Below are 23,686 nucleotides of genomic sequence, written 5' to 3'. Positions count from 1 at the left end.
TTTCGCAGATAGAAAATAGTGAGCTCAGGTGCTTCATTTCAATCGCAAGTTAAATCATGTATATAACAAATATCCCCTTATGATCAATAAGATCATAAGGGGATATATCTTTCGTATCTAACTGTGATTAGTCTTTACTGATTTGCTTGAAAATAAGGCTCGTCAATTCACCCTCTCCTTCAGCAGGGGCTGGGTTTGCCCACTCGCCGGATGTATCTATCCAGAAAGTTTTTACTGAGAAGTATTCACCATCTGTTTCAACGATGGACATTTTTTCCGTGGAACCTGCATAATCCTGATGGGTTATAGACAGCAGTAGCTGACCATCGTCGATTTGCCAGTCAAACCCGAATTCTCCGTCTTCGGCATCCACAAAAGCCCCTTTATTGTTTGGATCAAAGCGTAGCCGCTCATCCTCTTTATAAATAGGCTCTCCCTGTTCATTTGTGCCTTCAGTATTGAGCAGTGCCCATATTGAAGACTTGTCATTTTTACCAACCAACATATCTTCAGTGAACTTCAGGGTTTGATCATCTGTTCTTACCCGACAGCTTCCAGTGGCGGCAGAATAATCGTCAATAACGTTAAAGGCTGAAGGTTGGTCAAGCTCACTGTTCCACGGACTGTTTCCTTCATTGCATTCAGTGATCTTGTTACCTTCGTATTCACGGAAAACAAGGCTCCATACCTCTTTGACCCACTGATCATCATCTTGATAGACATCGTAGACAACGAAGCTGCTTTGATCATCCGAGTACAGCAAGTTAGCCAGTATCATGTACTCTTCAGGGTTTGCGGTATCCCAAGTAATTTTGAGATACCCCTCATCAGTTCGTTCCCAACGACGCGTTGAACTTACACGGTTCTCACCTGCACGGTAGTAATCAACGGCGCTATCGGCATTAAACTGATACGCCCGAGTATCACCGTCGCCACGTACACGAACAAACTTGATATTGGCTATTTCAGCTGCATCTTCTTCTGTTATGACGTGATGTCCGCCACATGATTGTATCGCAGTGGTAAAATCAGCCATTGTTGCGTTTGAGGTTGCTAGATCGACCTTACAGCTACGAACGGTATAGTCTTCTGGGCGGTTATATGTAAAGCCCGATGACCAAACCTCTTTCAAGTCTTGCCCGTCTTCATTCCACTCACTATAGAGTTTGAAACTAATACGGGTATCATCCTTGCTGACATAAGCGAAATAGTCTAAATCGCCGTTACCGTAATCAATGACAACAATCCCTTCTGAGTTTATTTTCCAGGTAAATTGACCATTCGGGTAACCGTTTTTAAAGTACTGGCCAGTTCCGTCAGCATTAAGCACCCAATGACGGAGTTCACCACGGCTATTCGTCCGATAAAATGCATTCCCGCCAATATCAGATACCGTCATAGCTTCATATTGGCAGCTAGTTGCACTGGCAACAAACTCCTGATAACTAGGGCTTGTAGCCGGTACATCATTGACGTCATCCCATTCGGTATCGCCTTCTGTACAAACAGCATACTCTTTGCCCCCCACCCCTAGCTCTAGTGCCCGAGCAGTTGCCTGCGCCTGATCAAGATAGAACTCGCCAAGCCAGCTGGTCCAGCTATAACTATTACCACCTTCGTTGGTATTGAAGCTGTCAATATCGACCATCATCCGCCAATAAGCGTTATACCAGTCCCATGGAGAATCAGAGACAGGAACCGATATTACAACTGTTCCTACCCCGTTATCATTAACCAGCCAGCCATCCTTAATACCGTTATTTGTCAATGTGATGTCTAGTAACTGATAATTTCCATCATTGTTGCCCGTAATTGCCGAGTTATTAGTGATAAAGTGCCAAACCACAGGCTGGCCACTGTCATCAATTCGGAATGACGGTGTTAGGACCTTACCATCATAGTTACTCAACCCGGGAATTTGCTCCGATGTTATTTGGGCTAACTCATAGTTCGCGACTCGAAGGTCTTCAACCTTACCGGCTAAGTCGACAATGTTCTGGCTTCCCCACTCCGCAAAGCGATGACCAAGCCACATCCCATTATCCAGGCGCTGGAATATTTTATAGTCCTGCCCCATATCGTCACTTAATACGGTAAAGTTTTCCCTGTCTTGGCCAAAGTAGCTGTCGTCTAGTGCAAAACTCGCCCAACTGGATGATTCGACTTTTTCACTATCGCTAACGTCACGGGTTTGCGTTGTGTATTGACTAAATAACACCCCATCCGGGTTATCGTCATCTGTCCGCTTCTGGTGACGCCCGTCTGTTTCATCAAGCAAGAAGCGCTTGCCGGACAGAAGAACTGTCTTGAGCCCGTCCTGCCAACTGATTTGCCGATTAACTTCATACCACTGCGGTCCAAGTTCTCCCGCTTTGCCCTGAACATAGGTATAGTGAGAATACTCTTCAAAATCGGCATTATGAGGATTTGACCATACCGGACGCTGATAGGCGAAGGTATAGTTCTGCGCATCAACATCAGTAAGCTGAAGACTGACATTAACCAGGCCATCGGCATTCCAGTCTCGCAGCTCTTCGATGCCTGTAAGCACTCCACCAGTGAATGTCGAAATCGTCTGATATTGGTATTCAGGAATATACTCTTCGGCGTCAAAGTCAAAACCACTAGCTGAATATTGCTTAACATCTTGGGTGATCTTTTGGCTACTCTCGCCTTGTTCATTGGTTTGAGTAATGTGCTGTATGACATCAACCCCTGTAAGATCTTTGGCTGCTATTTGCGCGACAAGATCAAGGTTGTCAAACTGGCGAGAGTCTGCCCCATTTTCTCCCCCTTCAGGTTGAGCGCTCGATTCATCGATATATCGCCAGAAGGTTTCACCCTGCGAGGTGCGACTTCCCTGCTCAAAAGCTTTCCCTCTGAATCCCACGATACCATCGAGGTTAAAATCATATTCCCAACCCCGTGTTCGTACGAAGTCACCGGCTGGAGACAAGTCACTGACTTCATCTTCTTTTCCGAAATAGCGGTTACTGCCTACCATAGAATACGTTGTAGTCTTGGTTGTACTGATGTTTCCGCTATTAAACGTCTCTACTACAGTGGTGGTACTGGTGTTCAGTTCACGCACGTCACTGAGCAAGGAGATCAATACCGGACCAGAATTATTGATAGTGGTCGTTGTATCGGCAACCGACTTTTCAGCGTTATCAGGATAGCTGTCGCTATTATCACCGACATTGTCACCGTCTGAGTCAAGCCACTCTGTGCTATCTTCCGGGAACCTGTCAGCTAGATTATCACCATAACCATCGCCGTCACTGTCCGCCCATTCAGTACTGTCTTCAGGGAATTTATCGGCAGCATTATCACCATAATTGTCACCGTCGCTATCCGCCCATTCGGTACTATCTTCGGGGAACACATCGGCAAAATTATCACCATGGCCATCACCGTCAGTATCAGCCCACTCTGTAGGGTCATCAGGGAATTTATCGGCAGCATTATCACCGTAATTATCACCGTCGGCATCTGCCCACTCGGTACTGTCTTGCGGGAACTTGTCAGCTAAATTGTCGCCGTGACCGTCACCGTCGGTGTCAGCCCACTCGGTACCGTCCTCGGGGAATTTATCTTCAGAATCAGCGACACCGTCTTTATCTTTGTCAGATTCAACATTCTTATTTTCGTTGACTATACGATCAAAGTCATAATCATCACTAACCTCATCCCCGCGGTCACTCTTCAGTGCCGTGCCCACTTCATCCCCGCTACCCAAGACATCAACAAGGGTATCGGCGAGGTTATTTCCATTCAGTGCATCTTCATCGCTAGGTAATACGCCGGCTGAAACTATCGACTTCGCTGATTGCTTTACCAGCTTAACCGCAACGGTATCAATTTGCGGGTTGTTGTCACCGTAATCATCCGTAAGCAATTCCGCTTCAATGCCAAGCATACTGGCAACGTCTTCTACCGCCTGCTCGACTGGTATTCCTTCGCTACGTACTTTCATATCAACCATTGTCGTCAAGGGGCTAACCACTTCACTCCCCGCTGGTGCCGACATAATGAAGTCTTTCGTGACCGTAACGCCTGGGTTATCTTCATCGACTGTTTCACCAGTAACGGCTTTTACAATAATGGGATACTGCTCTGGGTTATCGATCCCAGTGACATCCAATTCTGCCAACCCTTTGTCGCCGCTTTTTACATTCGGCTCATTGGCATCAAGCTGATAGTCTCTATCGAGGTCTAGCCAGACCGTTGCTTTATTGAGATAACCATCAATCGCCGTCACGCTCATGGTCGTCTGGGGTTGCGGGTTAGGCTGAGGCGTTTCAACAGCTGTGTTGTTGCTGCTGTCATCATTACAGCCCGCTAGCATCAATAGGGTCCCCAGCCCTACTGCGATAGCAAGAGGATGTTGTTTCATCATACGGTTCCTTGTATCTCTTCTACGAAAAGACATCCCAGCGTCAATTGCTGGCTCAGGATGCCCCGTCTTCACCTGGTTCATCTCTGTTCTTGAGCTGGGTAAATCTCACTTACTGACGGTTATAGAACTTAGGATGACGATCAGCATCACCCGTTCGGGGGACAAGTTAGTGCTTGAATCAGAGAAGGAGCAAAGTATTGATCTCAATCATGATTGTGCTGTCGGGAACACAAGCCAATTCACCATCCTAGGTGTAGAGCTATTGGCTATCGATGCATTGGAGGAAGATCCAGAATATTATGTCGCTTGAACTCTCATAACATTAGTTTCATGCGGTTGCTCTCGCATTTATATTAACTATAGATATGTCAATACCGTTCAGTCACATAATATTTCCACTAATGATTAATAACAGACCATCTGAATTGGTGGGCAATATTTAATTTAATAACCTCGTTTTGTACCAATTTAATATTTTTAGTCAAGTACTCGGATTACATGAATGAACAAGTTTCCAAATTTAAGGCAACCCAAAGGAAGTGCCTACTGCGGCCCCTATTGCATTGTTGCATGTTTATACGCATTGAAATTACTACCACACGTATTGCTAACAGAAATCAATAAATATAATTTTAAAGAAAAGAATTTCAGCGGTGAATTAGTAGATTTAACATCAGCCTATAACTTGAATGAACTCGCCTTAAAGATTTACTCAGTAACAGGCATATTGTCTGAGGGAAAAGATCCTGCCTACATTGATGGTTCGGGCTCTAACTCATTAGCCGCAGTGTTATATGTGCTCAATAAATTAGGACTAAAAACTGAAGTAGTAATAACAGATAGCACTCATTACACATACTTACAGACTCTGTTTCCTTTCGAATTTGAACTTCTCAATCAGTTAAAAGCCCCTATCACAGTACTAAATGACCAGCCTGCTATGCTTGGCGGGCAGTTGCTTATCTCTGTCATAGCTTTTCCAGACAGCCTCCACTTTGTCGCCAATAATGACAAGGGCGAATGGTTTGACTCCGAACTCAACGATCATCAGTTAAATTGGGACGCGATAGAACAATGGGATACTAGTTCAAATAAAAGAGAGAAGGCCACTTGGCTCGGAATTTCTATTAGAGTCAGCATTTAGATTTCTACTTATACCTTTTAATGCTAATTAAAGGCAATTAGAAATTGAAATACCTCCGATAAAAAAACAGTCACCTATAGTAGGTGACTGTTATTCTTAAAAATAAGGGTTACCTATTAATCAGGTTACTCTCTCATTCAGTAACGCTAATTACTCAGGCAACAAGCCTTTACCTGCTAGCAGCGAAAAAACTCAAGCTGCTTGCGCTGCTGCTCTGCCAAACGTGACAGCTCCTCACTTGCACTTGCGCTTTGCGTAATTCCAACCACGTTCAGGTTCACCAGCTCAGACATATTCACAACGTTCTGGTTGATATTTTGTGTGACCTGAGATTGTTGTTCTGCAGCTGTCGCAACTTCGGTATTCATGTCACCAATCATATCTATTGCATCAGTGATGCCACCCAGCACTTCATTTGCCACACCGTTAAGCTCTTCGGCTTGCTGCAACATCTTCAGCGACTCTTGCATACCTTCGTTGGCGCCAGTCGATTGGTGCTGAAGATCTTCAATAATAGCCTGGATCTCGCGTGTCGAATCCTGAGTCCGTGCGGCAAGCATTCTCACCTCATCAGCAACAACTGCAAACCCACGACCGGACTCACCGGCACGCGCAGCCTCGATAGCTGCATTCAGCGCCAGCAAATTGGTCTGCTCTGAGATGGACTGAATAACTTCAATTACTTTGCTCACTTCTTCAGACTGTTCACGCAAATGCGTCACAACCTGCGCTGCTTCAGTCATCTTTACCATGGTTTCGCGACTTGCCTGTTCGCTCTGGGCAAACACACTCAGTCCCTCGTTAACCATCTTATGACTCTGCTTGGAGCATGTATCAGCCTCGGAAGCATTTCCGCTGACATTCTCAGCAGTGCTGGAGAGCTCATTTACAGCCGAAGCAACCTGTTCAATTTCACTCAATTCGCTCTGGGCATTATTTTGCGCAGATATCATCACTTCGGCCAGCTCTGTAGAAGCTGACGCAACCTCATGGCTAATTCGGTTCAGAGAGTCAATTGTTTCATTTAATTTACCAAGCGTTAAGTTAAGATCATGACTCAACTGGGTGATCTCGTTATCACCTAGCTCTTCAGTACGAACTGACAAATCCCCTTGCGCAACGCGTTTTAGCGCACCACACACCGACATAATCGGATTAACAATCAGTCCCGACAAATACCAGGCGATCATCAAGCCAACACCAACGATAACGGCCATAACAACCATTACCCCCTGCATCATCTGACGGTAGTCTGACTCAACAGATTTCAGTTCAACTTTGACATCTTCCTCAATCGCAGTGGCCAGTTGGTCAATCGCCTCAATCAGCTCGCTTCCCACTTTCCGAAAACGAGATGCTAACTTCTCTTCATCGCTAATCGTTACTGTCCCTGCGTTCTTCCGTGCGACAAATGGTTTTAAATCGCGATCAATAAAATCCTGATAAGCCTGCATCTTATTACGGATAGTACTGATATAGCTGCTTAAGTACTCATTCTGACTTAGCTGATCAAGCAAACGATTATTATTACTAAAGCCCGTTCTCACAGCACTGTCTAGATTAGCTAATACCGTTTGATCATAAAGACTATAAATAGCACTGACCCGCACCTGATAGGTATTTTTCAGAACGTCTTGAGCAATACTCTTTTCAGAAAGAGCGCTAAAGGTTACCTCATTAGATAACGCCCGCTGCTGACGAGACTCTTTGGTTACGACAACAAAAGCAATCAGCATGATCAGACAGATCATGACTACAGGTAACAGAACCTGCTTTCGTACGGATATGTTATTGATATTAAACAGCATGCACTAGCCTATAAAGCCTTGTTTGTATTTCAAAATGCGTTCGAATTTAGCACGGAAAAGAACAAAAATATTGATTTTTATCAATATGTTATAGCGCCCCAAGCCGTCAATATAATGACCAGCTCCCTATATTTTTTTGACACCCGTTTATTTATTTAAATATCAATAATTTATAAATTGCATCGATTTACTGCATGCAACATTTTCGAATAATCAATTAATAATTAGATACATTAATCACAATGCAAAATGGTGTTTCTTTCAACAGATTCAGCAAGCCGGATAGCCAAAGGCTCGCCGTTACTCAAGATCCCGTTGCCCTGTTGCCAGGATAGTTTGCCTAAAATGATGTTTTGTAGCGCCCGCAACCATTCACCGTGGCTCACCACAAGCACGGTATTACCATAATGCCGAGCGGTAATATCGCTAAGCCAACTGTTTATTCGCTGCTCAAACTGTTGCTCTTTTTCAACACCCGGCACACTTGTCATCTTAGCTTGATACCGTTGATGATAACCGTGCCAAAATGTTCCGCCACTTACGCTATCAAGTACCTGCTTTCCTTCCAGCGCCCCGAAACAGCGCTCACGCAAGCGAGTGTCAGTGATGATATGAGTCCGGGAGATATTGGCAATAATACGTGCCGTTGACTGTGCTCTTCCCAAATCACTACTGTATATCACATCGCTTTTGATTAATGCTGGCGACATGGCCGAAAGCTGGCGTTTCGCCTGCGGGGTCAGCGAGCTATCTCGCCAACCCTGAAGCTTGTTTGTGAGATTCCATTGAGTCTGACCATGACGGAGTAAAATCAGCTTCATCGCTTAATCACGTTACCTAAGAAAATGTCGGCAACCAAGGCAGGGTTCGACGGGAAATACCAATGGATATAAGAGGCAATCAAATTATTCTTGAACCATACCGGATCCGTTTTGTGCCCACGCTGAGTACAAGGCTGGGTAAGCACTTGTTCTGTTGACTGGGTTGTTGAGTAATGGAAGGTATGACCTCGTAATACATACTTATTATCATCATCGAGAACATAGTGATCAGCGGCAGCGTCGCCCTCTCGATAAGGATTAAAATCTGCTTCGACCATACCCAGTGCTGCCAGTTTCGGCTGCATTGCAGACTCAGCTTCAAGTACGCCACTCAAGGTAGTCGTCATACCATCCAATGTCTTCAACGCTCGGTTCAGGTAAAGCATACCGCCACACTCTGCCAAGCAAGGTTTACCTTGTTCAACATGTTGTTTTATCTGTTCAATCAGCCTTTGATTTTCAGCCAACGCACCAGCAGATAGCTCAGGATATCCTCCCGGCAGATACAGTGCATCACACTTTGGCAAGCTATCCCCTAGCACCGGCGAGAAGAAGTGCAGTTTCGCCCCCAGCAATTTCAGCAAGTCCACATTAGCTCGGTAAATAAAGCTAAATGCCCTATCTCTGGCAACGGCAATCGTTTTTCCTGCCAGCATAGGAGAAACTGTATCGTCAAATACCTCATCAAAAACAGTTGAAGGCGGTAGCGAGACAGCTCCATGCTCTCCAATCAAACCGGCAGCTCTGTCTAGCCGGATATCCAAATCATCAAGCTCATCAGCCTGAACTAATCCCAAATGACGCTCTGGAAGTGTAATATCGCCGTCTTTGGGTAACCAGCCACAAAATGCCAAGCTCTCCGGTAAGCTTTCTTGCAACATTTGCGCATGGTGAATCGAGCCTACACGGTTGGCGACCACGCCAAACATTTCGATATCATCCCTGTAATTCGCCAAGCCATAGGCCAAGGCACCAAATGTCTGGGCCATCGCACCGGCATCAATAACTGCCAATACCGGAATGCCGAGCTTTGCTGCAATATCGGCACTTGAACAATGGCCATCAAACATCCCCATCACACCTTCAATAAGGATCAAATCGGCATCTTTCGCAGCCTCTGTGATGAGTGCTTTGCAATGTTTCTCACCGCACATCCAGAAATCTAGCTGATAGACAGGGTGGTGAGAAGCAAACTCCAAAAAACGCGGATCAATAAAATCTGGTCCAGTTTTAAACACCCTGACTCTCTTTCCCTGCAAGTGAAAATGGCGAGCCAAGGCTGCCACAACCGTCGTTTTTCCGCTGCCAGAAGATGGCGCGCTAACTACCAATGCCGGGCATTGAACTGACGTATTTTTCATTATTATGTTACCTAACACTCATGCTCATACTACGCATGTAATCTATCCAATATTCAACCTATTCCAGCCAAGGCTTTACTGCCGTATCCAAGCACTCAATGATCTGCTGCTGAGATAAACCCAGTTGCTCTGCAAAGACCAGGCTTCCCCCTAAGCCGCAGCCTTCGACCACATAACCCTGCTCATACAGATGCAGCGCGCGATAGGATGACTGATTAAAGTCAGTCACTGATGGCACAACTTCGATTGAAGAAGGTAAGTTTGACAATACCTTACGGGCATTTGTTCCTTCTAATACCCACCTTGTTGTCGCGATTTGTAAGTGATGTTGTATGTCATCAATCCCAATCGCCAGCAACGGTGCGATAAACATCATTCCTCCAGCCAGATTTAGCTCAAGTACGGTTTTGTCATGACTTTGTGTCATCAGCAATGCACACAGAGCACGTTGAACGGGATCGGAAGCTTGCTGGTGCTGTATGAATGTATTGACATTACGGGGGAAAGAAGAGAACTGGTCCATTAGCTGCTCAATGGTTTTTGCCTTCATCATCAGCTTTTCTGGAGCCTTTGTACTACCTGCTAAAGTAATTTCATTTGTTAACCAATGCCTTAGCCATAAGGTTGCAAATGTTGTCCCCCCTACTCCACACTCGGCAATCATATGCTCTTCACCGGCGTGATACTGACGCACTAACTCAGGCAACAACTGCTGCCTGACCAGACGATCCTCTTCACCGGGCAAACAGAAATGGCAAACAATGTTATCAAGCGCACTACCACTAAAATCCGGCTGTTGTTCTAGACCGAGCTGATAACAATGAAGGCGTACTTTTAGCCCCTGACGTTGTAATGCTTTCAATAACCCGTGTACAAGAATGGCCGGGCTAACGGACTCAGAACCTGCGACCGGTGATGGCGAAAACTCCCCGTTTAATGGTGTATTGGCACGTCCGCAAGCGATTAATTCGGCATCCCTTGTGGGTGTCAACTGCATCAAGTTTTCACCGGCACCAGCATCACTCACTCGATGAAGGGCGGGCAAGGGTGCGACAGCATTAAAAATAGTAAAGTTAAGCCACTGCACGGTCATTGCCCCACCTATGTTTGCTGTATTCCTTTACAATCATCATTTAATTGGTTCCCTCAGAAACATCAGACCGATTGCGTTATGGCTTTTAATGCCACATCAAGGCGTTGCCACTCTGATTCATCACGCGGCAGGCCAAACCTAAGTGCATTCTTCTCATCGCACAAACGGGTTAAGATGGCATGCCGACAAAGCTGTTGATGAACCATAGGTGCATCATGCAGACAAACTGTCTGAAACAACTCTGAACCACTCACTGGAGTTGAAAAGTAGCAAGTTAGCAATGTTCGCAATCGCGATGAGTGCCCCGCCAACTGTTGCTGCATCCTTCGCTGCCACTGCTGGTCAACCAAGGCCTCGCGTGTAACCCAACGACTCGGGCCGGGAACCGTCCACGGCCCCAACTTGAGTGCAATAGCATCAAGAAGCAGATGGTTTCCGAAAAGAAAACCGACCCGAGCACCAGCCAGGCCAAAGAATTTTCCTACCGAGCGTAGTACTACAACATTGCCCCCCAATTGCCGGCTCAGCAGGGAGTGCTGTGGGGTACAGTCAATAAACGCCTCGTCGACGATTAGCATACCTTGTCTTTGCTGAAGCTGAGCTTGCCACTGCTGTAGCACCTCTAGCGGTTGCCTTATACCTGTTGGGTTATTTGGATTAATGACAACAACGACATCTGCACGTGCTAGCTCTGATTCACTCGGAGCGGTATCGTAGAACTCTATCTGCCACTTCGCCCCATTAGGTCCAATGAAATGTTGCCAGGCATGCTGATGTTCTTTGTAGCCCACCCGTGGCAATAACACGACACCAAGCTCTCCACGCTGTGTCGCTATCACTTCAGGCAACGCCATAATGGCTGCCTGAGAACCGGCAACCGCCAGCAAAGGCTCACAGCCGTAATAACTGGCTGCCGCCTCCTCAAGTCCATCATTCAGTTCGGGAAGCCTGTTCCACACCGCTGAAGGTACCGACGAGCAAGGATAAGCAAACGGGCTGACTCCAGTTGAAAGATCCAGCCATTCGGCAACAGGTATCTGATATTGCCGAGAAAATTGCAATAAATTACCGCCATGTTCTAACATCTTGTATTGCCTGCTTAACCTAGTCCCAAAAGAAGTAACACTAACACCCAAACCCATGCCCCGCAGATGACCAGGCGATTGGCCTGGATGATCACCGGGTAATCGGCAAATTCACCACTGCCCATATAGATTTTCTCATGATATTTTCCGTGATAGATCGCAGGGCCACCAATGATTGTATTCAGCGCACCGGCCCCAGCACACATCACTACCCCGCCATTGGGACTGGCACACAGAGTCGCTTGTTCCTGCCAGCATTTCATTGCCAGTTGCAAGTTTCCCTGAATGCCATAAGTCAGGGCAGTCAGGCGTGCCGGTATCCAGCCAAGAAAGTCATCAAGTTTGGCGGCTACAAACCCGAAATATCGATATCGCTCATTCTTATAGCCCCACATCGCATCCAGAGTATTGGCCAGGCGAAACAGCAGCGCGCCCGGAGCACCTGCAACAACAAACCAGAATATGGCCCCGAAAACGGCATCGTTGCCATTCTCCAACACGGATTCCACTGTCGCTGAGGTTATCTGCTTTTTGTTCATAGAGGCTGTTTCGCGACTAACAATAAAACTGATCTTTTCGCGAGCCAAAGTGATATCCCCTGCTTTGAGCGGGCGATAGATCTCGCTGGCGTGAAAAGCCAAGCTGTTACCGCCAAGGGTGAAATACAACACGATCACGTTAATAAGCAACCAGAGCCAGAATGACACTTGTGCAAGCCATACCATCAAAGCGCAAACCACTATCAAAATTGGCAACACAGCCAGACACCAGGCGGCTATTCCGACACTTCGGAGCCGTGTTTCTGGATTGCCATTATCAGTTTGTCGATTTATCAGCAAGAACTGCTGACGGCAAACCCTTTCAACCCAGTTAGCCCAGTTACCAAAACCCACCAACGGATGAAAACGGCTTGGCTCGCCAAGAAAGCTATCCAGCGATAGTGCAGCTCCCACCGAAGCGGCGACTACAAGCAGCTCGACTTCTGTCGTCAGCAACCCTCCATCAAACCACATCCAGCACCTCGTTTTTGAGCTCTAGCATCGCTTCAAAATCGGTGATAGGCAATTGCTCGTTAGACAAGGAATTTGCCCACTCTTCTGCCTCATCGTTCAATGCAATGATTACTGCTTGCGCCAATTCTGGCTGCTGAAGTAGCAAGGACTTTGCCTGGGCGACATCTTCCACAATTAACCAATCTACCTGAGGCAGCTCAACGCGCATTGGCGGATAGTGCCGGGAACCAAGACAACGCTCCATACCATGGCCACATGAGTTGCGCTTGGCCCCAACCGGGGCCGACAGCACTGTCCGATTGTAAATACCAGCATCAGAAGAAGACTCGACAACAATACCTCGGTGTTTCAGAGCTTGCGCCACAGCCGGGTTCTCGGCACTAATAGGCATTGAGTAACGGCGAATATCCCATTGATGAGCAAGCAACCCTTGCCACCACAGAGTCACCGAAGCCACATCGGCAAATGACAGTGCCGAGTATTGGCATAGCTCTGTCAGCAGGGCCTGGTCGACAAAACTTACCAGCTGTGGCTCAGGAGCCTTGAAAATTTCTGCGCCTGATGATTTCAATTTATCAAGGCCTGAGTAGTGACCACATAGCAACACGCGGCTGCCTGAGAGCGGTATTCTTTGGCGCCATGCCAGCTCGTCTACCAAATTGACAACATTTCCCATGACAACCAGTGCCGGAGCATGATTATCGAGCGCCAGTACCTGATCACCTATGGTCGCCAGACTCCCCTTGGTCACAGTGTGGCTGGCGCAAGTGGCCGAGGAGATATGCGCAACTGGTGTTGTCGGACAGCGCCCCTGCCCAATTAATCGTTCTGCATGCTGTGCAAGTTTCTTCGCCCCCATATAAAGGACAAGCGTCCCGCTTGACTGGCCGAGAGCCGCCCATGAAGACAGCGACTTGGAACCTTGATGGCCGCTGGCAAAGGTCACATCGGAAGCAATACCGGCACTTGTTAAGGGGAACCCTGAATAGGCTGCGGCCCCCAGAGCTGCTGTAATACCCGGAACGATTTCATAATCGATGCCATGCTCTTGCAAATTACGGCACTCTTCCGTGGTGCGACCAAAGATACACGGATCGCCCGCTTTTAATCTCAGAACCTGTTTGCCCTGCCTTGCAAAATTAATCACCTCGGGGTGTATGCCATAATCAATATGGCAATGACGGTACCCCCGATAACCAACTTCAAACAACTCAACATGATCGGGAATGCTGGCTAAAATGCCCGGGCTAACAAGCTTGTCGTAACACACCACATCACACCGATGCATTAAGTCGAAAGCACGGCGTGTTAATAAATCAGGATCGCCCGGCCCCGCGCCGACCAAAAATACCTTACCTACACTCATCACAATGCCCCGGTATAGCAGGCTGATCAGCCGTTGCTCCGTTATCTACAGTAACGACATCATTGACGACTGTTGCTTTGCGGCAGGCATGAGAAAACGCCGGATCATACAGCTTAGAGTCAGCAAACTCTTCAATGGCAAACACTTTGCTGATAATGATCATTGCCGTCGAACGGATTTTTGCCTGATGCATTTTCTCTGCTATATCCGCCAAAGTACCGCGAACAATACGCTGCTCCGGGTGAGAGGCCTTTTCAACCACAACGACCGGCCATGTTACGGGATAGACCTCTTCAAGCTCACGCACCACCTTGCGGATCAGTGTGGCACTGAGGAACAAACACAGAGTTGCTTCATGCGCTGCCAGAGATTTGAGATTCTCCTTTTCAGGAACAGGCGTTCGACCCGAGGCACGGCTGAGAATAATCGTCTGACACTGCTCCGGAATTGTCAGCTCCTGACCAAGTGCTGCAGCGGCAGCCTGAAACGATGACACACCGGGTATCACCTTCCAGTCAATACCCAGCGCTTTCAAACGGCGGGTTTGCTCGGCCAGCGAAGAATAAATCGATAAATCCCCCGTTTGCACACGCGCGACATCCAGCCCCTGCTCGAAAGCATTGACGTACACTTGCGTTATCTCGTCAAGATCCATATCAGCAGAATTGAGGACCAAGGCATCTGGCCGCGCCCTGTCAATAACAGCTTTGGGAACCAGGCTGCCGGTATAAAGAACGACAGGACAGGATTCAACCAACTTCGCTCCCTTTACCGTGATCAAGTCCGGATCACCCGGCCCTGCGCCAATAAAATACACAGTCATCGTTTTCTCCGTTATTCTCTTTCTGCATTATCGACTGCAAGTGCATGCCCGCGCTTCTGTCCGGGCAAGGTCACACCATCATCCAGCTGATATTTATTACGGTATCCACGCGGGGTAACAATCCAGTCTTGATACAGGAAACTACTGCTGTTTCCGACAATCACCGCCGCATTCATCCCAAATTCCAGCTCGGTAAATCGATCGAGGGTGGTCAGATTCACCTGCTGCTCATCACGATAAGCGGCATTCACCACAGCGACGGGAGTTGTCGGCTCACGGTAAGCCAGCAAAATACGCTGCGCATTTTCGATGTGACTTTTACGCTTACGCGAGCGTGGATTATAAAACGTGATAGCAAAGTCAGCTTCAGCTGCAGCATGGATCCGTTTTTCGATTACTGGCCAAGGTGTGAGCAAGTCGGAAAGTGAAATCGTACAACTATCATGGCCAAGCGGCGCACCAACCAAAGAGGCGCAGGCATTGGCCGCCGTAATACCGGGAATAATCTCTACCTGGGGTCCCTGCTCGGCACTCCATCCTTGCTCCGTCAGCAGCTCGAGTACCAAGGGGGCCATCGCATACATCCCTGCATCACCAGAACAGACCAACACCACGTCGCGCCCTGCTTTTGCTTGTGCAACCGCTGCGGCCGCTCTGTCCCACTCTCGAGTCATTCCGCTTTGGATCACCTCCTGGTGCGTGATGAGATCTTGAATAAGATCTACATAGGCTTTATAGCCAGCCACCACATCGGCATCGACAATGGCCTGTCTGGCCCTTAAAGACATAAGATCCAAACTTCCGGGCCCTAACCCGACCAGAATTAGCTTAGCCACACGACACCTCTGACTCAGGTGCCCGCAAGCGAATTAGCCCTTCCTCCACTTGCTGCTCTAACACTGAAACCAGCTCAGGAAGATCAAGCAGACAAAATCTGTCACCGCTAATCGGTTCAGCCAAAGAAACATCAAAGCTATTGTCCAGAGATTGCTTAATTTCGACCAGATCATTGACGAAGTGATTACCGGACACGAGCAACAGTGGGATCAAGCGTAGCTGTGGCTTAATCGCGTGCTCAGTGCAAGCAGAAGCCTGTTGTCCAACAGCCAGCATTTCCTGTGACAGTGATTCGGCGATCAGACGGAATGGCCATGCTCCTTCGAGTGAGCAGGTAAAGTTCTTCGCCGATAGCTTCGTCAGCATACTATCGCAATACTGGATAGCCTGATGACCAGGGTTATCCAGTAACGGGGCACCATGATGGATAAACAGATTTACATCACTCCCTTGGGCAAAACGATTGTTCAGCGCTGCCAGAATGGCACTGGCATGCAAGGTGTGATGCATGATTGCCGGCGTATGCTCAATGCTGGCTAGCGAGAACTGACGGAAGCCTTCCACCATCTTAGATAATTGCAAATGTTCGTCTGTCGGGAACATATAACAGGAAACCACCAGAATATGCCGATACCCCTCCATATCCAGATCTGCCAACACCTGCGGCAGACTTTGGTAATGCTCTCCATGCTGACCCAGCTTTTTAATCACCATCTTTGAACTAAAGGCAAGTTTTACCGTACAGCTCGGATAACGTTCGGCCAGTCGCTGTTGCAAAGCCAAATAACGTTGTTGCTCGACTACCGAGCCAAAGCAGCTTAAGACAATAGCCGTCCCTTTGTTATGGTGCCTCAATCGTTTCATTGTGTTGCCAATCCTTGTGAATTATTAATTATCTCGTCTCGGGTGATCGGCTTTGCCGCATCTATGGCGGCGAAGTATTCCGGCTCCAAAACAGAACTCAGCGGTACGCGATCAGCCAGTGCCAGGAACAAGCGGCGCCACTGGGGCATCGTCAGGTTTTCAACATTTCGCAGCCAGCACCCGTTGTTGACTGGCACCTCGTGGCTTTCAAGCCGCTCGTAAACCACCATCGTGGCGCGATTGCGACATGCTCCCGCACATTGAGTCCTGCTCAGTTTGATGCGGTTGTTGCCGCTGGCAAGCCCCATCTCCTTGATAAGAGAGCGAAGTTCATGCGTGAGGTTTTTACTGCCTTCCTTGCTGCACCGCCCGCCTTCGCACAGCAATAAGTGATGCCGGTGATACAACATCGGCCGGTCTAAATCGACATGCTTGGGTTTGCATTGATATCCTTTTACCACCTCACTGCCATGGGCATTTATTTTGCTCTTCTGCCCAAGCCAGTTTTTCCAGTTGTGTTTCGAGAGCGCTTCTTCATGCTCGATTCGACAGCACGACACAGTGACGTTGTAACCATCCAGCTTGAACTTCCATTTTGGCACTAGCAGCTTATTTGTATGGCTATGCTTCAATGCCGCCGCTTCGGCAACCGATGCAACACCAGTCACCTTCTCGACGTAGGACGATGGATTTTCGATCCCTTTGACATCACGCAACTGTTCCGCGCTGTAGGTAACAAAGGGCCATTGTTGCTGTTGGGAATAGGCCAGCAAACCTGCTTCATCAGCCTTCAGGTCGATACTGGCCATCGCTGATACGCTATCAATGGAAAGGTTATTTTCAGCCAGGAACCTGTCGATACCGGCCTGAATTGTTGATAATGGAGTGTTACGGTCGCAACCGATTCCTAGCACCAGTGACTTAGGCCGCCATAAAACGGCTTTATGCCGCCAATGTTCATAGTGCTCTGGCTCTCTCCGGTCGCTAATAAGCACCAGCCCCTGCCAAAGCTCGCTATCAATTTCAGCTAATTGAGCATGGCAATAAATGTGCTTCGGCATGGTACGTTTATAGGGCCACCAACTTCTTTCGCCCGCCTGCTGTACCACCAGAACAGGTTTATCATTGACGACTGCCGCGGAAACCGAAGTGATTGCGGCCTCACACTGGGGATCCAGTGCCCAGCCAAATGGTGCTCCCATCATGTCGACCGACAGTGTATTGGCGGCGTCTGATGCAGTTGTCACGACTGGCGTGGCTTTAAGAATTTGTGCCACACGCTGTGCCATCGTGTTAGCGCCACCACGGTGGCCAGATAACATTGGGATCGCGAACTGGCCTTGGTCATCAACACAGATCACTGCAGGGTCTTGGCGTTTATCTGTCAGCAACGGTGCCATTATGCGGCTGACAATGCCTGTCGCAAAAATACAAATATGGCAATCGTAATGGTGGAAATTCGGTGCGATAAACTCAGCCAGCGGCAACGTAAGCAATGATGCTGAGACACACTCTTCAAGCCCGACCTCGCTGACGAAAACATCGGCAAAAGGTAATTCCCGGTGTAACCGCTCCGCTTGTCTGGCACCATTGAGGGTGATCGCATAAACAGCTATTTTCATTGAGCATTCACCCCCACCCATTCAGCGGCACTATTTTGCTGGGCACCTCTCAAAATGCCCCGGCGGCTTCGGATAGACAACTGAACCATTGAAAAGTAGCGATGCTCCGCAGGTACTTCTCGAAGATCATGATAGATTTCCTGCTTATCCATCGTGGCGTGAGACACATAGGTCGCACAATCCAGCAACCCCATATCCTCCAACATCGCTGTAAGTTCAGGGATCACCCGGCCCGCCTTAATCAACATGATAGTGTCGAACTCGACCATCAGACGAGGCAGACATCCCATGCCGTAGGTTGCCGGCACCACACAAAACCGTTCCTGACCATCTGCCAGCGGAATCTTTGTCTGAGACGGAATCGCGGTGATTGACGTAATCCCGGGAACAATCTCAGGCTCCAACAGAGGCATGATCTCGCTAAGTTCTTCCTGAACATAGGCCCAGGTGCTAAATACAGACGGATCGCCTTCTGTCACAAACACTACCTTTTTTCCGGCTTTAACATGATCAGCAATTTGCAATGCCGCATGACGCCATGCAGGAACATTTACCGAAGCATCGCGAGTCATCGGAAAATGCAAAAAACAACGCTCAGCTGCCAGTTCGTCATCGTCAATCGCACCAGTCACTATCTGCCAGGCAAATGAATCACCCTTACCCAAGGTTTTCTCCGGAATCGCTATCACATCAGCTTGTTGCAATAATCTAACTGCCTTGAGGGTAAGCAGTTCGCTGTCTCCGGTGCCTACACCGACAGCAAATAATTGACCAGCAGAGTTATCATTCATTGTTATTACCTTGTTGCGTCACTGACTTATTAAATATGAAAAGATGGATCGGGTTTTCAGCCTGATATCGGGTGTAATGTGCCAGAGGGACCCCTTGTGAGACGGAAGCAAGCTGCACTTTCGGGTTAAGCTGGTTTAGTTTGCTCCATTGATGAATTTCAACAACAGAGTCAATAGTGACGGCTGTCACGACCAACACCCCTTGTTCAGCTAGCTGCTGCCAGCAATGCGATAATATATCGCCCATCGCCCCGCGTGTTCCGCCGACAAATACCGCATCAGGCGCAGGCAAACCCGCCAGAGCCTCTGGCGCTCTCCCTTTTTGCAGAGTGACATTGTCGGTGCCGTGAGCTGCGATATTCGCCTCGATAGCTGGGTAACAGACCTCGTTGCATTCGACCGTATAAACACTCCCCTGCCAGCACTGCTTGGCGGCCTCAATTGCAATCGAACCCGACCCCGTGCCGATATCCCAAACAGTGGTAGCAGGTCGAAGCCTCATTTCTGCCAGAGCCAAATGCCGAATTGGCTGCTTGGTAATCAACCCTCGCTGCGGCATGCGCTTCTCAAAGGCATCATCATCGGCAAACTGACCGTACTCTCCCCAAAACCCAGGCGCTGTTCGTTCAGCAATAATTACATTTAGCGGGTCAAACTCATCTCCTGACAGTTCGGCCAACTCTGCGACACGATATTCCGTAATACGTTCGCCCGGAGCCCCGAGTTGCTCACAAACACTGAGCTGCCATGAGGTTTCTCCGTAATGCAGCAAATGTTGTGCAATTACCGATGGTGTATTGGTACTATCCGTCAGTATCGCGAACAAATCGCCCTGCTGCAGCTGACAAACCAAACCTGCTATTATCCTGCCATGCAATGACAAACAACGAGCATCCTGCCAGGGTAAACCCAGACGAGAGAAAGCCAACTGCATGGAAGAGGGTGAAGGGATAAAGCACAACTCACGCTGATCGAATTGCTTTCTCAAGGTACTACCAATGCCATAGAACAGCGGATCCCCCGAAGCAAGAACAACGACCTCACCCTCTTCACTCTCATCGATAAGCTGGTTCAACCATGGTCTGAACCCATTGTCCATTGGCAATAAACGGCCTTTAAACTGGGGAAACCAATGCAACAAACGTGAGTGTCCGGCCAGCACCCTGGCTTGGGCTACAGCATTTACAGCACGACTGGTAAGGCTTATACAGCCATCTTCCGGCACACCGACAATAGTTATGGCTGCAGTCATACAGACTCCGTGAGCAAAGCATGAATAGTTGAGACCACCAGCGGGCTCCCCCCTTTTCGACCAAGGCTGGCGATATAAGGCACGATATGTTGTTCTGTCAGCGCCTGTTTTGATTCTTCCGCCTTCACAAAACCCACCGGGATCCCCACTATCAATGCAGGTTTGGCTTCGTTGTCAGCAACCATTCGAAGCACCTCAAAAAGCGCGGTCGGGGCATTACCCACCCCCACAATCGCGCCATCGAGCAACCCGAGATCTCTGGCATAACGCATCGCCCAAATTGCTCGCGTTTCACCCTCTTTCTTGGCAATTTCAATAACCTTGGCATCGCTGATAAAACAGTGAGCCTGATTCCCATAGACTGATAGCCTTTGCTGACTAAGCCCGCTGGTAATCATGGTGACATCGGTAATGATCGGAGCCCCTGCCTTCAGCGCAGCAATACCGGAAGATGTTGCCTGCTCACTGAATCGAAATAAGTCCGCAAACTCAAAGTCGCCTGTGGTATGAATCGCTCGACGTACAACCGCCCATTGGGCAGGCGTAAAGCTATGTCCACCGTGAATCTGTTCGATTTCACGATCAATGATGTCAAATGAGCTTTCTTCAATTTGGCGGCCTTGCCGGGTTAATTGCTGCATGCTTTTCATTACGGCAGTCCTTGTTATGGTTTTTCTGTTGGTTAAAGGTGAAATCTATCTGTTTCACGACCCTGACTGCTGCTTGCAACGACTATCAGCCGGATATTGAGCCAGCAAGCTGCCATCAAAATCAATCAGGCGAAATTCAATCATGACCTTGTCAGCCACATAATCAGTCGCATGCTTGGCTGCATGGCAGCAAAGAGCCTGTAAATACCTGCTAGCTGAAAAAGAAAAAGTCACAGTAGAAGCGTTTGATCGGTTATTTGAAGCCAGAACAAGATCAAGCACGTGTCGCCCGGTATTGGCATTCGCCAAGTCTCCGCACAGCACCTCATCAGCACCATGCTGAGCGGCAATATCGGCCAGTTGGGAGAAATTAATCGCATGGCCGGACACATGGGTCATCATATGGCCAGACACCATTTTCCCCAGCTTGCCGATCATCGCGACGACAGTCACTTTCCCGATCTGGTATCGCTTAGCGGCACGCAACCCAACCCCGACAAAATCGCCCGCTTGTATAAATGCCATTGAATTGAGTTCAGGCAACATCTCCATTGCCGATCGCTCTGATCGACTTCCGGTAGTCAGTACCACATGATCAAGGCGATTTGCACTGGCCACCTGCACCGACTGGCGTACCGACGCCGAGAATGCAGAGGTCGAGTAAGGTTTAACCGTGCCACGGGTCCCGAGTATCGAAATGCCACCAACCAACCCTAACCGTTCGCTGATAGTCTGTTTCGCACACTCTTTACCTTCCGGTACACGAATTTCCAGAGCCAATCCCGGCTCACGGTGCAGCTCAGACGGACATGCCAACCACTCGGCCATTGCCATATCGTATATATTCTGCCGGGGTACGGGGTTGATCGCCGCCTCTCCCACAGGCAGTTCCAGCCCGGGTAAAGTAACTGTCGCCACCCCTTCTCCACCGTCAATATGAATGCCCGACTCGGCATACCACGACGCCATGCATTGAATCTCTATGCCATGGGTACAGTCGGGATCATCACCGCCGTCTTTTATTACACTCGCCAGCACCCCCTCAGAAGTGTGTGCTAGACGAAACAACTCAAAGCAGGCTTGATCACCATTGGGTAAAGTAATCGTTACCTGACGAATGCATTCATCAGTCAGCAAATAGTGTGTCGCTGCCCGGCTGGCAGCTGCCGCACAAGCCCCCGTCGTAAACCCTGAACGTAGTTCATTACGATGCTTTGAGCGTTTCACTTGAGTAATCACGCGCCATCTCCTACCTGAACTGCCTCTTGATTGATGCTAGCACCCTCGATATTCGCGGTAGAAACAGACACTAACCGGCCTTGTTGCAAACAATATTCTTGCGATACAAGTTCAGAACGAAATTGCTTATCGTGACTGACAATGATCATTGGCAACTGGCAGTCATGTAGAATTTCTAACAACCGTTGCTTATTCTCCTGATCCAAGTCATTCGTGGGTTCGTCCAGGAGCAGAGCCTCGGGCTCCATCACCAACACGGTTGCCAAGGCCACCAAGCGTTTCTGGCCGCCGGACAACTGATAACTGACACATTCTGTTAAGTCACCAATACCAAGCTGACTGAGTATCGCAATGGCTTTCTGACGAGCTTCAATAACACTAAACCCTTGGTTCAAAGGGCCGAAGCAAACATCATCAATCACAGTCGGGCAAAAAAGCTGATCATCGGGATCCTGAAAAACCAGACCAATACGAGTCCGGTACTGTCTGAACTTGGCTTCATCGAGTCGATTTTTGTTATAACAACTCTCACCAAACAGACGAACGTTGCCCTTGTCAGCAGGCAGTAACCCCAGGATCAATTGAAGCAGAGTGCTTTTCCCGCAGCCATTACTCCCAGTTATTGCTATTCGATCGCTATCTGAAAGACTGAAATCTAGCTGCTCGACACAAACTTTCCCGTTAGGGCGCGAATAGCTCAGTTGTTCGAGAGCAATTAATTCACTCATGACCACTCCTGAATAGGCAATGTGGTAACTAACCAACTCACAGCGATATCTCCATGAAAAATCAGGACAACAATGATGAGATACCCGCCGAGATAACGTTTGTCACGAGCAGACAAAGGGACCGTCGGAGTCTGCGGGAAACGTCCATTGAAGCCACGACATTTCATTGCCAGCCAAATCCTATCGGCACGATCCAACGCCCGTACCAGCATCATGCCAAACAGGTAGCCATAACTGCGCCATGTGTGTAGCGAACTGTCAGGCCGGAACCCCCTGGCCTTCATGGCCTGACGTAATCGCTTAAATTCCAAATGCATAACACTGATATAGCGAATACTTAGCTGCATTATCAGCACCAATTTATGCGGTACCTTCAGCTCGGCGAGAGCATAGCTCAAACTCATTGCATTTAGCCCCGCACACAGGGCCATTAAAGTGATAACAAGGATATTTGCCTTAAACAAAATCATTGCTGCCAGAGTCATGCCTTCTCGGGTCACCGCCATCTCACCGACATGAAATGCGACCTCTCCCGGCTCGGTAAACGGCAGTAAAATAACGGTAAACACGATAAAACCATCAACGGCAGCAAGACGTTTCAATCCAGAACAAAGCCCGACAAGGCTGTGTTGCCATAGGTGAAATGCCAACAGCCCATATCCAAACAGAGGCGCCCATTGCTTGTTCATCACCACCGCGGCTGCAATAACTATCGCCAGCAACAGCCGCACTCTTGGGGCAGCATTAACTGATGACATCTGTATCGATGATGTTGCAAGCAAGGCGTCTA

The 23,686-nt window shown here is 48.5% G+C and carries 20 protein-coding genes; 2 read left to right on the top strand and 18 right to left on the bottom strand.

Going from position 1 to position 23,686, the window contains the following annotated elements:
* Positions 1–127: 127 nt before the first annotated feature.
* Complete coding sequence (locus tag L4D19_RS07025) at positions 128–4,399, bottom strand: hypothetical protein (RefSeq protein WP_428451842.1); 4,272 nt, start codon at positions 4,397–4,399, stop codon at positions 128–130.
* A 133-nt stretch (positions 4,400–4,532) separates the two neighbouring features.
* Here L4D19_RS07025 and L4D19_RS07020 point away from each other — a divergent pair, with 133 nt between their 5' ends.
* Together L4D19_RS07020 and L4D19_RS07015 are read left to right on the top strand one after the other, a co-directional pair.
* The gene (locus L4D19_RS07020) at positions 4,533–4,709 is read left to right on the top strand and encodes a hypothetical protein (RefSeq protein ID WP_428451841.1); all 177 of its coding nucleotides are present in this window, start codon (positions 4,533–4,535) and stop codon (positions 4,707–4,709) included.
* 192 nt (positions 4,710–4,901) lie between these two features.
* Positions 4,902–5,543 (top strand): T3SS effector IpaJ family cysteine protease, encoded by a 642-nt coding sequence (locus L4D19_RS07015; RefSeq protein ID WP_428451840.1) that lies wholly within the window; start codon positions 4,902–4,904, stop codon positions 5,541–5,543.
* Between the two features lie 176 nt (positions 5,544–5,719).
* Here L4D19_RS07015 and L4D19_RS07010 read toward each other — a convergent pair whose 3' ends face one another.
* The 17 genes from L4D19_RS07010 to L4D19_RS06930 all read right to left on the bottom strand — a co-directional run bounded on the left by L4D19_RS07010 (position 5,720) and on the right by L4D19_RS06930 (position 23,654).
* Positions 5,720–7,351, bottom strand: a complete 1,632-nt coding sequence (locus tag L4D19_RS07010) for a methyl-accepting chemotaxis protein (protein ID WP_428451839.1) — start codon at positions 7,349–7,351, stop codon at positions 5,720–5,722.
* Between the two features lie 233 nt (positions 7,352–7,584).
* Entirely contained in the window at positions 7,585–8,172 is a 588-nt protein-coding gene (locus tag L4D19_RS07005; RefSeq protein ID WP_428451838.1) for a histidine phosphatase family protein, read from the bottom strand.
* Positions 8,169–9,533 carry a cobyrinic acid a,c-diamide synthase CobB gene (locus L4D19_RS07000; RefSeq protein WP_428451837.1) on the bottom strand — a complete coding sequence of 455 codons (1,365 nt, stop codon included), beginning with the start codon at positions 9,531–9,533 and terminating at the stop codon, positions 8,169–8,171. The genes L4D19_RS07005 and L4D19_RS07000 overlap by 4 nt, the downstream gene beginning before the upstream one ends.
* 58 nt (positions 9,534–9,591) lie before the next feature.
* Positions 9,592–10,626, bottom strand: a complete 1,035-nt coding sequence (locus L4D19_RS06995) for a nicotinate-nucleotide--dimethylbenzimidazole phosphoribosyltransferase family protein (RefSeq protein WP_428451836.1) — start codon at positions 10,624–10,626, stop codon at positions 9,592–9,594.
* Between the two features lie 62 nt (positions 10,627–10,688).
* Entirely contained in the window at positions 10,689–11,711 is a 1,023-nt protein-coding gene (gene cobD / locus L4D19_RS06990; protein ID WP_428451835.1) for a threonine-phosphate decarboxylase CobD, read from the bottom strand.
* A 14-nt stretch (positions 11,712–11,725) separates the two neighbouring features.
* Positions 11,726–12,724: an adenosylcobinamide-phosphate synthase CbiB gene (cbiB, locus tag L4D19_RS06985; protein ID WP_428451834.1), complete on the bottom strand. Its 999-nt coding sequence runs from the start codon at positions 12,722–12,724 to the stop codon at positions 11,726–11,728.
* Complete coding sequence (cobA, locus tag L4D19_RS06980; protein WP_428451833.1) at positions 12,714–14,090, bottom strand: uroporphyrinogen-III C-methyltransferase; 1,377 nt, start codon at positions 14,088–14,090, stop codon at positions 12,714–12,716. The genes cbiB and cobA overlap by 11 nt, the downstream gene beginning before the upstream one ends.
* Positions 14,077–14,913, bottom strand: coding sequence for a precorrin-4 C(11)-methyltransferase (gene cobM / locus L4D19_RS06975; RefSeq protein ID WP_428451832.1), 837 nt, complete (start codon positions 14,911–14,913; stop codon positions 14,077–14,079). Before cobM ends, cobA begins: the two co-directional genes overlap by 14 nt.
* Positions 14,914–14,924: 11 nt before the next feature.
* Entirely contained in the window at positions 14,925–15,749 is an 825-nt protein-coding gene (cobJ, locus tag L4D19_RS06970; protein ID WP_428451831.1) for a precorrin-3B C(17)-methyltransferase, read from the bottom strand.
* Positions 15,742–16,614, bottom strand: coding sequence for a sirohydrochlorin cobaltochelatase (locus L4D19_RS06965; protein WP_428451830.1), 873 nt, complete (start codon positions 16,612–16,614; stop codon positions 15,742–15,744). Before L4D19_RS06965 ends, cobJ begins: the two co-directional genes overlap by 8 nt.
* Positions 16,611–18,236: a cobalamin biosynthesis protein gene (locus tag L4D19_RS06960; protein ID WP_428451829.1), complete on the bottom strand. Its 1,626-nt coding sequence runs from the start codon at positions 18,234–18,236 to the stop codon at positions 16,611–16,613. Before L4D19_RS06960 ends, L4D19_RS06965 begins: the two co-directional genes overlap by 4 nt.
* A complete protein-coding gene (gene cobI, locus L4D19_RS06955; RefSeq protein WP_428451828.1) occupies positions 18,233–19,027 on the bottom strand; it encodes a precorrin-2 C(20)-methyltransferase in 795 nt (264 codons plus the stop codon). The genes L4D19_RS06960 and cobI overlap by 4 nt, the downstream gene beginning before the upstream one ends.
* Positions 19,020–20,279 (bottom strand): precorrin-6y C5,15-methyltransferase (decarboxylating) subunit CbiE, encoded by a 1,260-nt coding sequence (gene cbiE, locus L4D19_RS06950; RefSeq protein ID WP_428451827.1) that lies wholly within the window; start codon positions 20,277–20,279, stop codon positions 19,020–19,022. Before cbiE ends, cobI begins: the two co-directional genes overlap by 8 nt.
* Complete coding sequence (locus L4D19_RS06945; protein ID WP_428451826.1) at positions 20,276–20,929, bottom strand: precorrin-8X methylmutase; 654 nt, start codon at positions 20,927–20,929, stop codon at positions 20,276–20,278. Before L4D19_RS06945 ends, cbiE begins: the two co-directional genes overlap by 4 nt.
* 54 nt (positions 20,930–20,983) lie before the next feature.
* Positions 20,984–22,168: a cobalt-precorrin-5B (C(1))-methyltransferase gene (locus L4D19_RS06940; protein WP_428451825.1), complete on the bottom strand. Its 1,185-nt coding sequence runs from the start codon at positions 22,166–22,168 to the stop codon at positions 20,984–20,986.
* The gene (locus tag L4D19_RS06935; protein WP_428451824.1) at positions 22,165–22,896 is read right to left on the bottom strand and encodes an energy-coupling factor ABC transporter ATP-binding protein; all 732 of its coding nucleotides are present in this window, start codon (positions 22,894–22,896) and stop codon (positions 22,165–22,167) included. The genes L4D19_RS06940 and L4D19_RS06935 overlap by 4 nt, the downstream gene beginning before the upstream one ends.
* Positions 22,893–23,654: an energy-coupling factor transporter transmembrane component T family protein gene (locus L4D19_RS06930; protein WP_428451823.1), complete on the bottom strand. Its 762-nt coding sequence runs from the start codon at positions 23,652–23,654 to the stop codon at positions 22,893–22,895. Before L4D19_RS06930 ends, L4D19_RS06935 begins: the two co-directional genes overlap by 4 nt.
* Positions 23,655–23,686: the final 32 nt, after the last annotated feature.

This window comes from Photobacterium kasasachensis, assembly GCF_050336885.1.
GTDB classification, from domain to species: domain Bacteria; phylum Pseudomonadota; class Gammaproteobacteria; order Enterobacterales; family Vibrionaceae; genus Photobacterium; species Photobacterium kasasachensis.
This window is presented reverse-complemented; position numbering and strand designations above follow the sequence as displayed.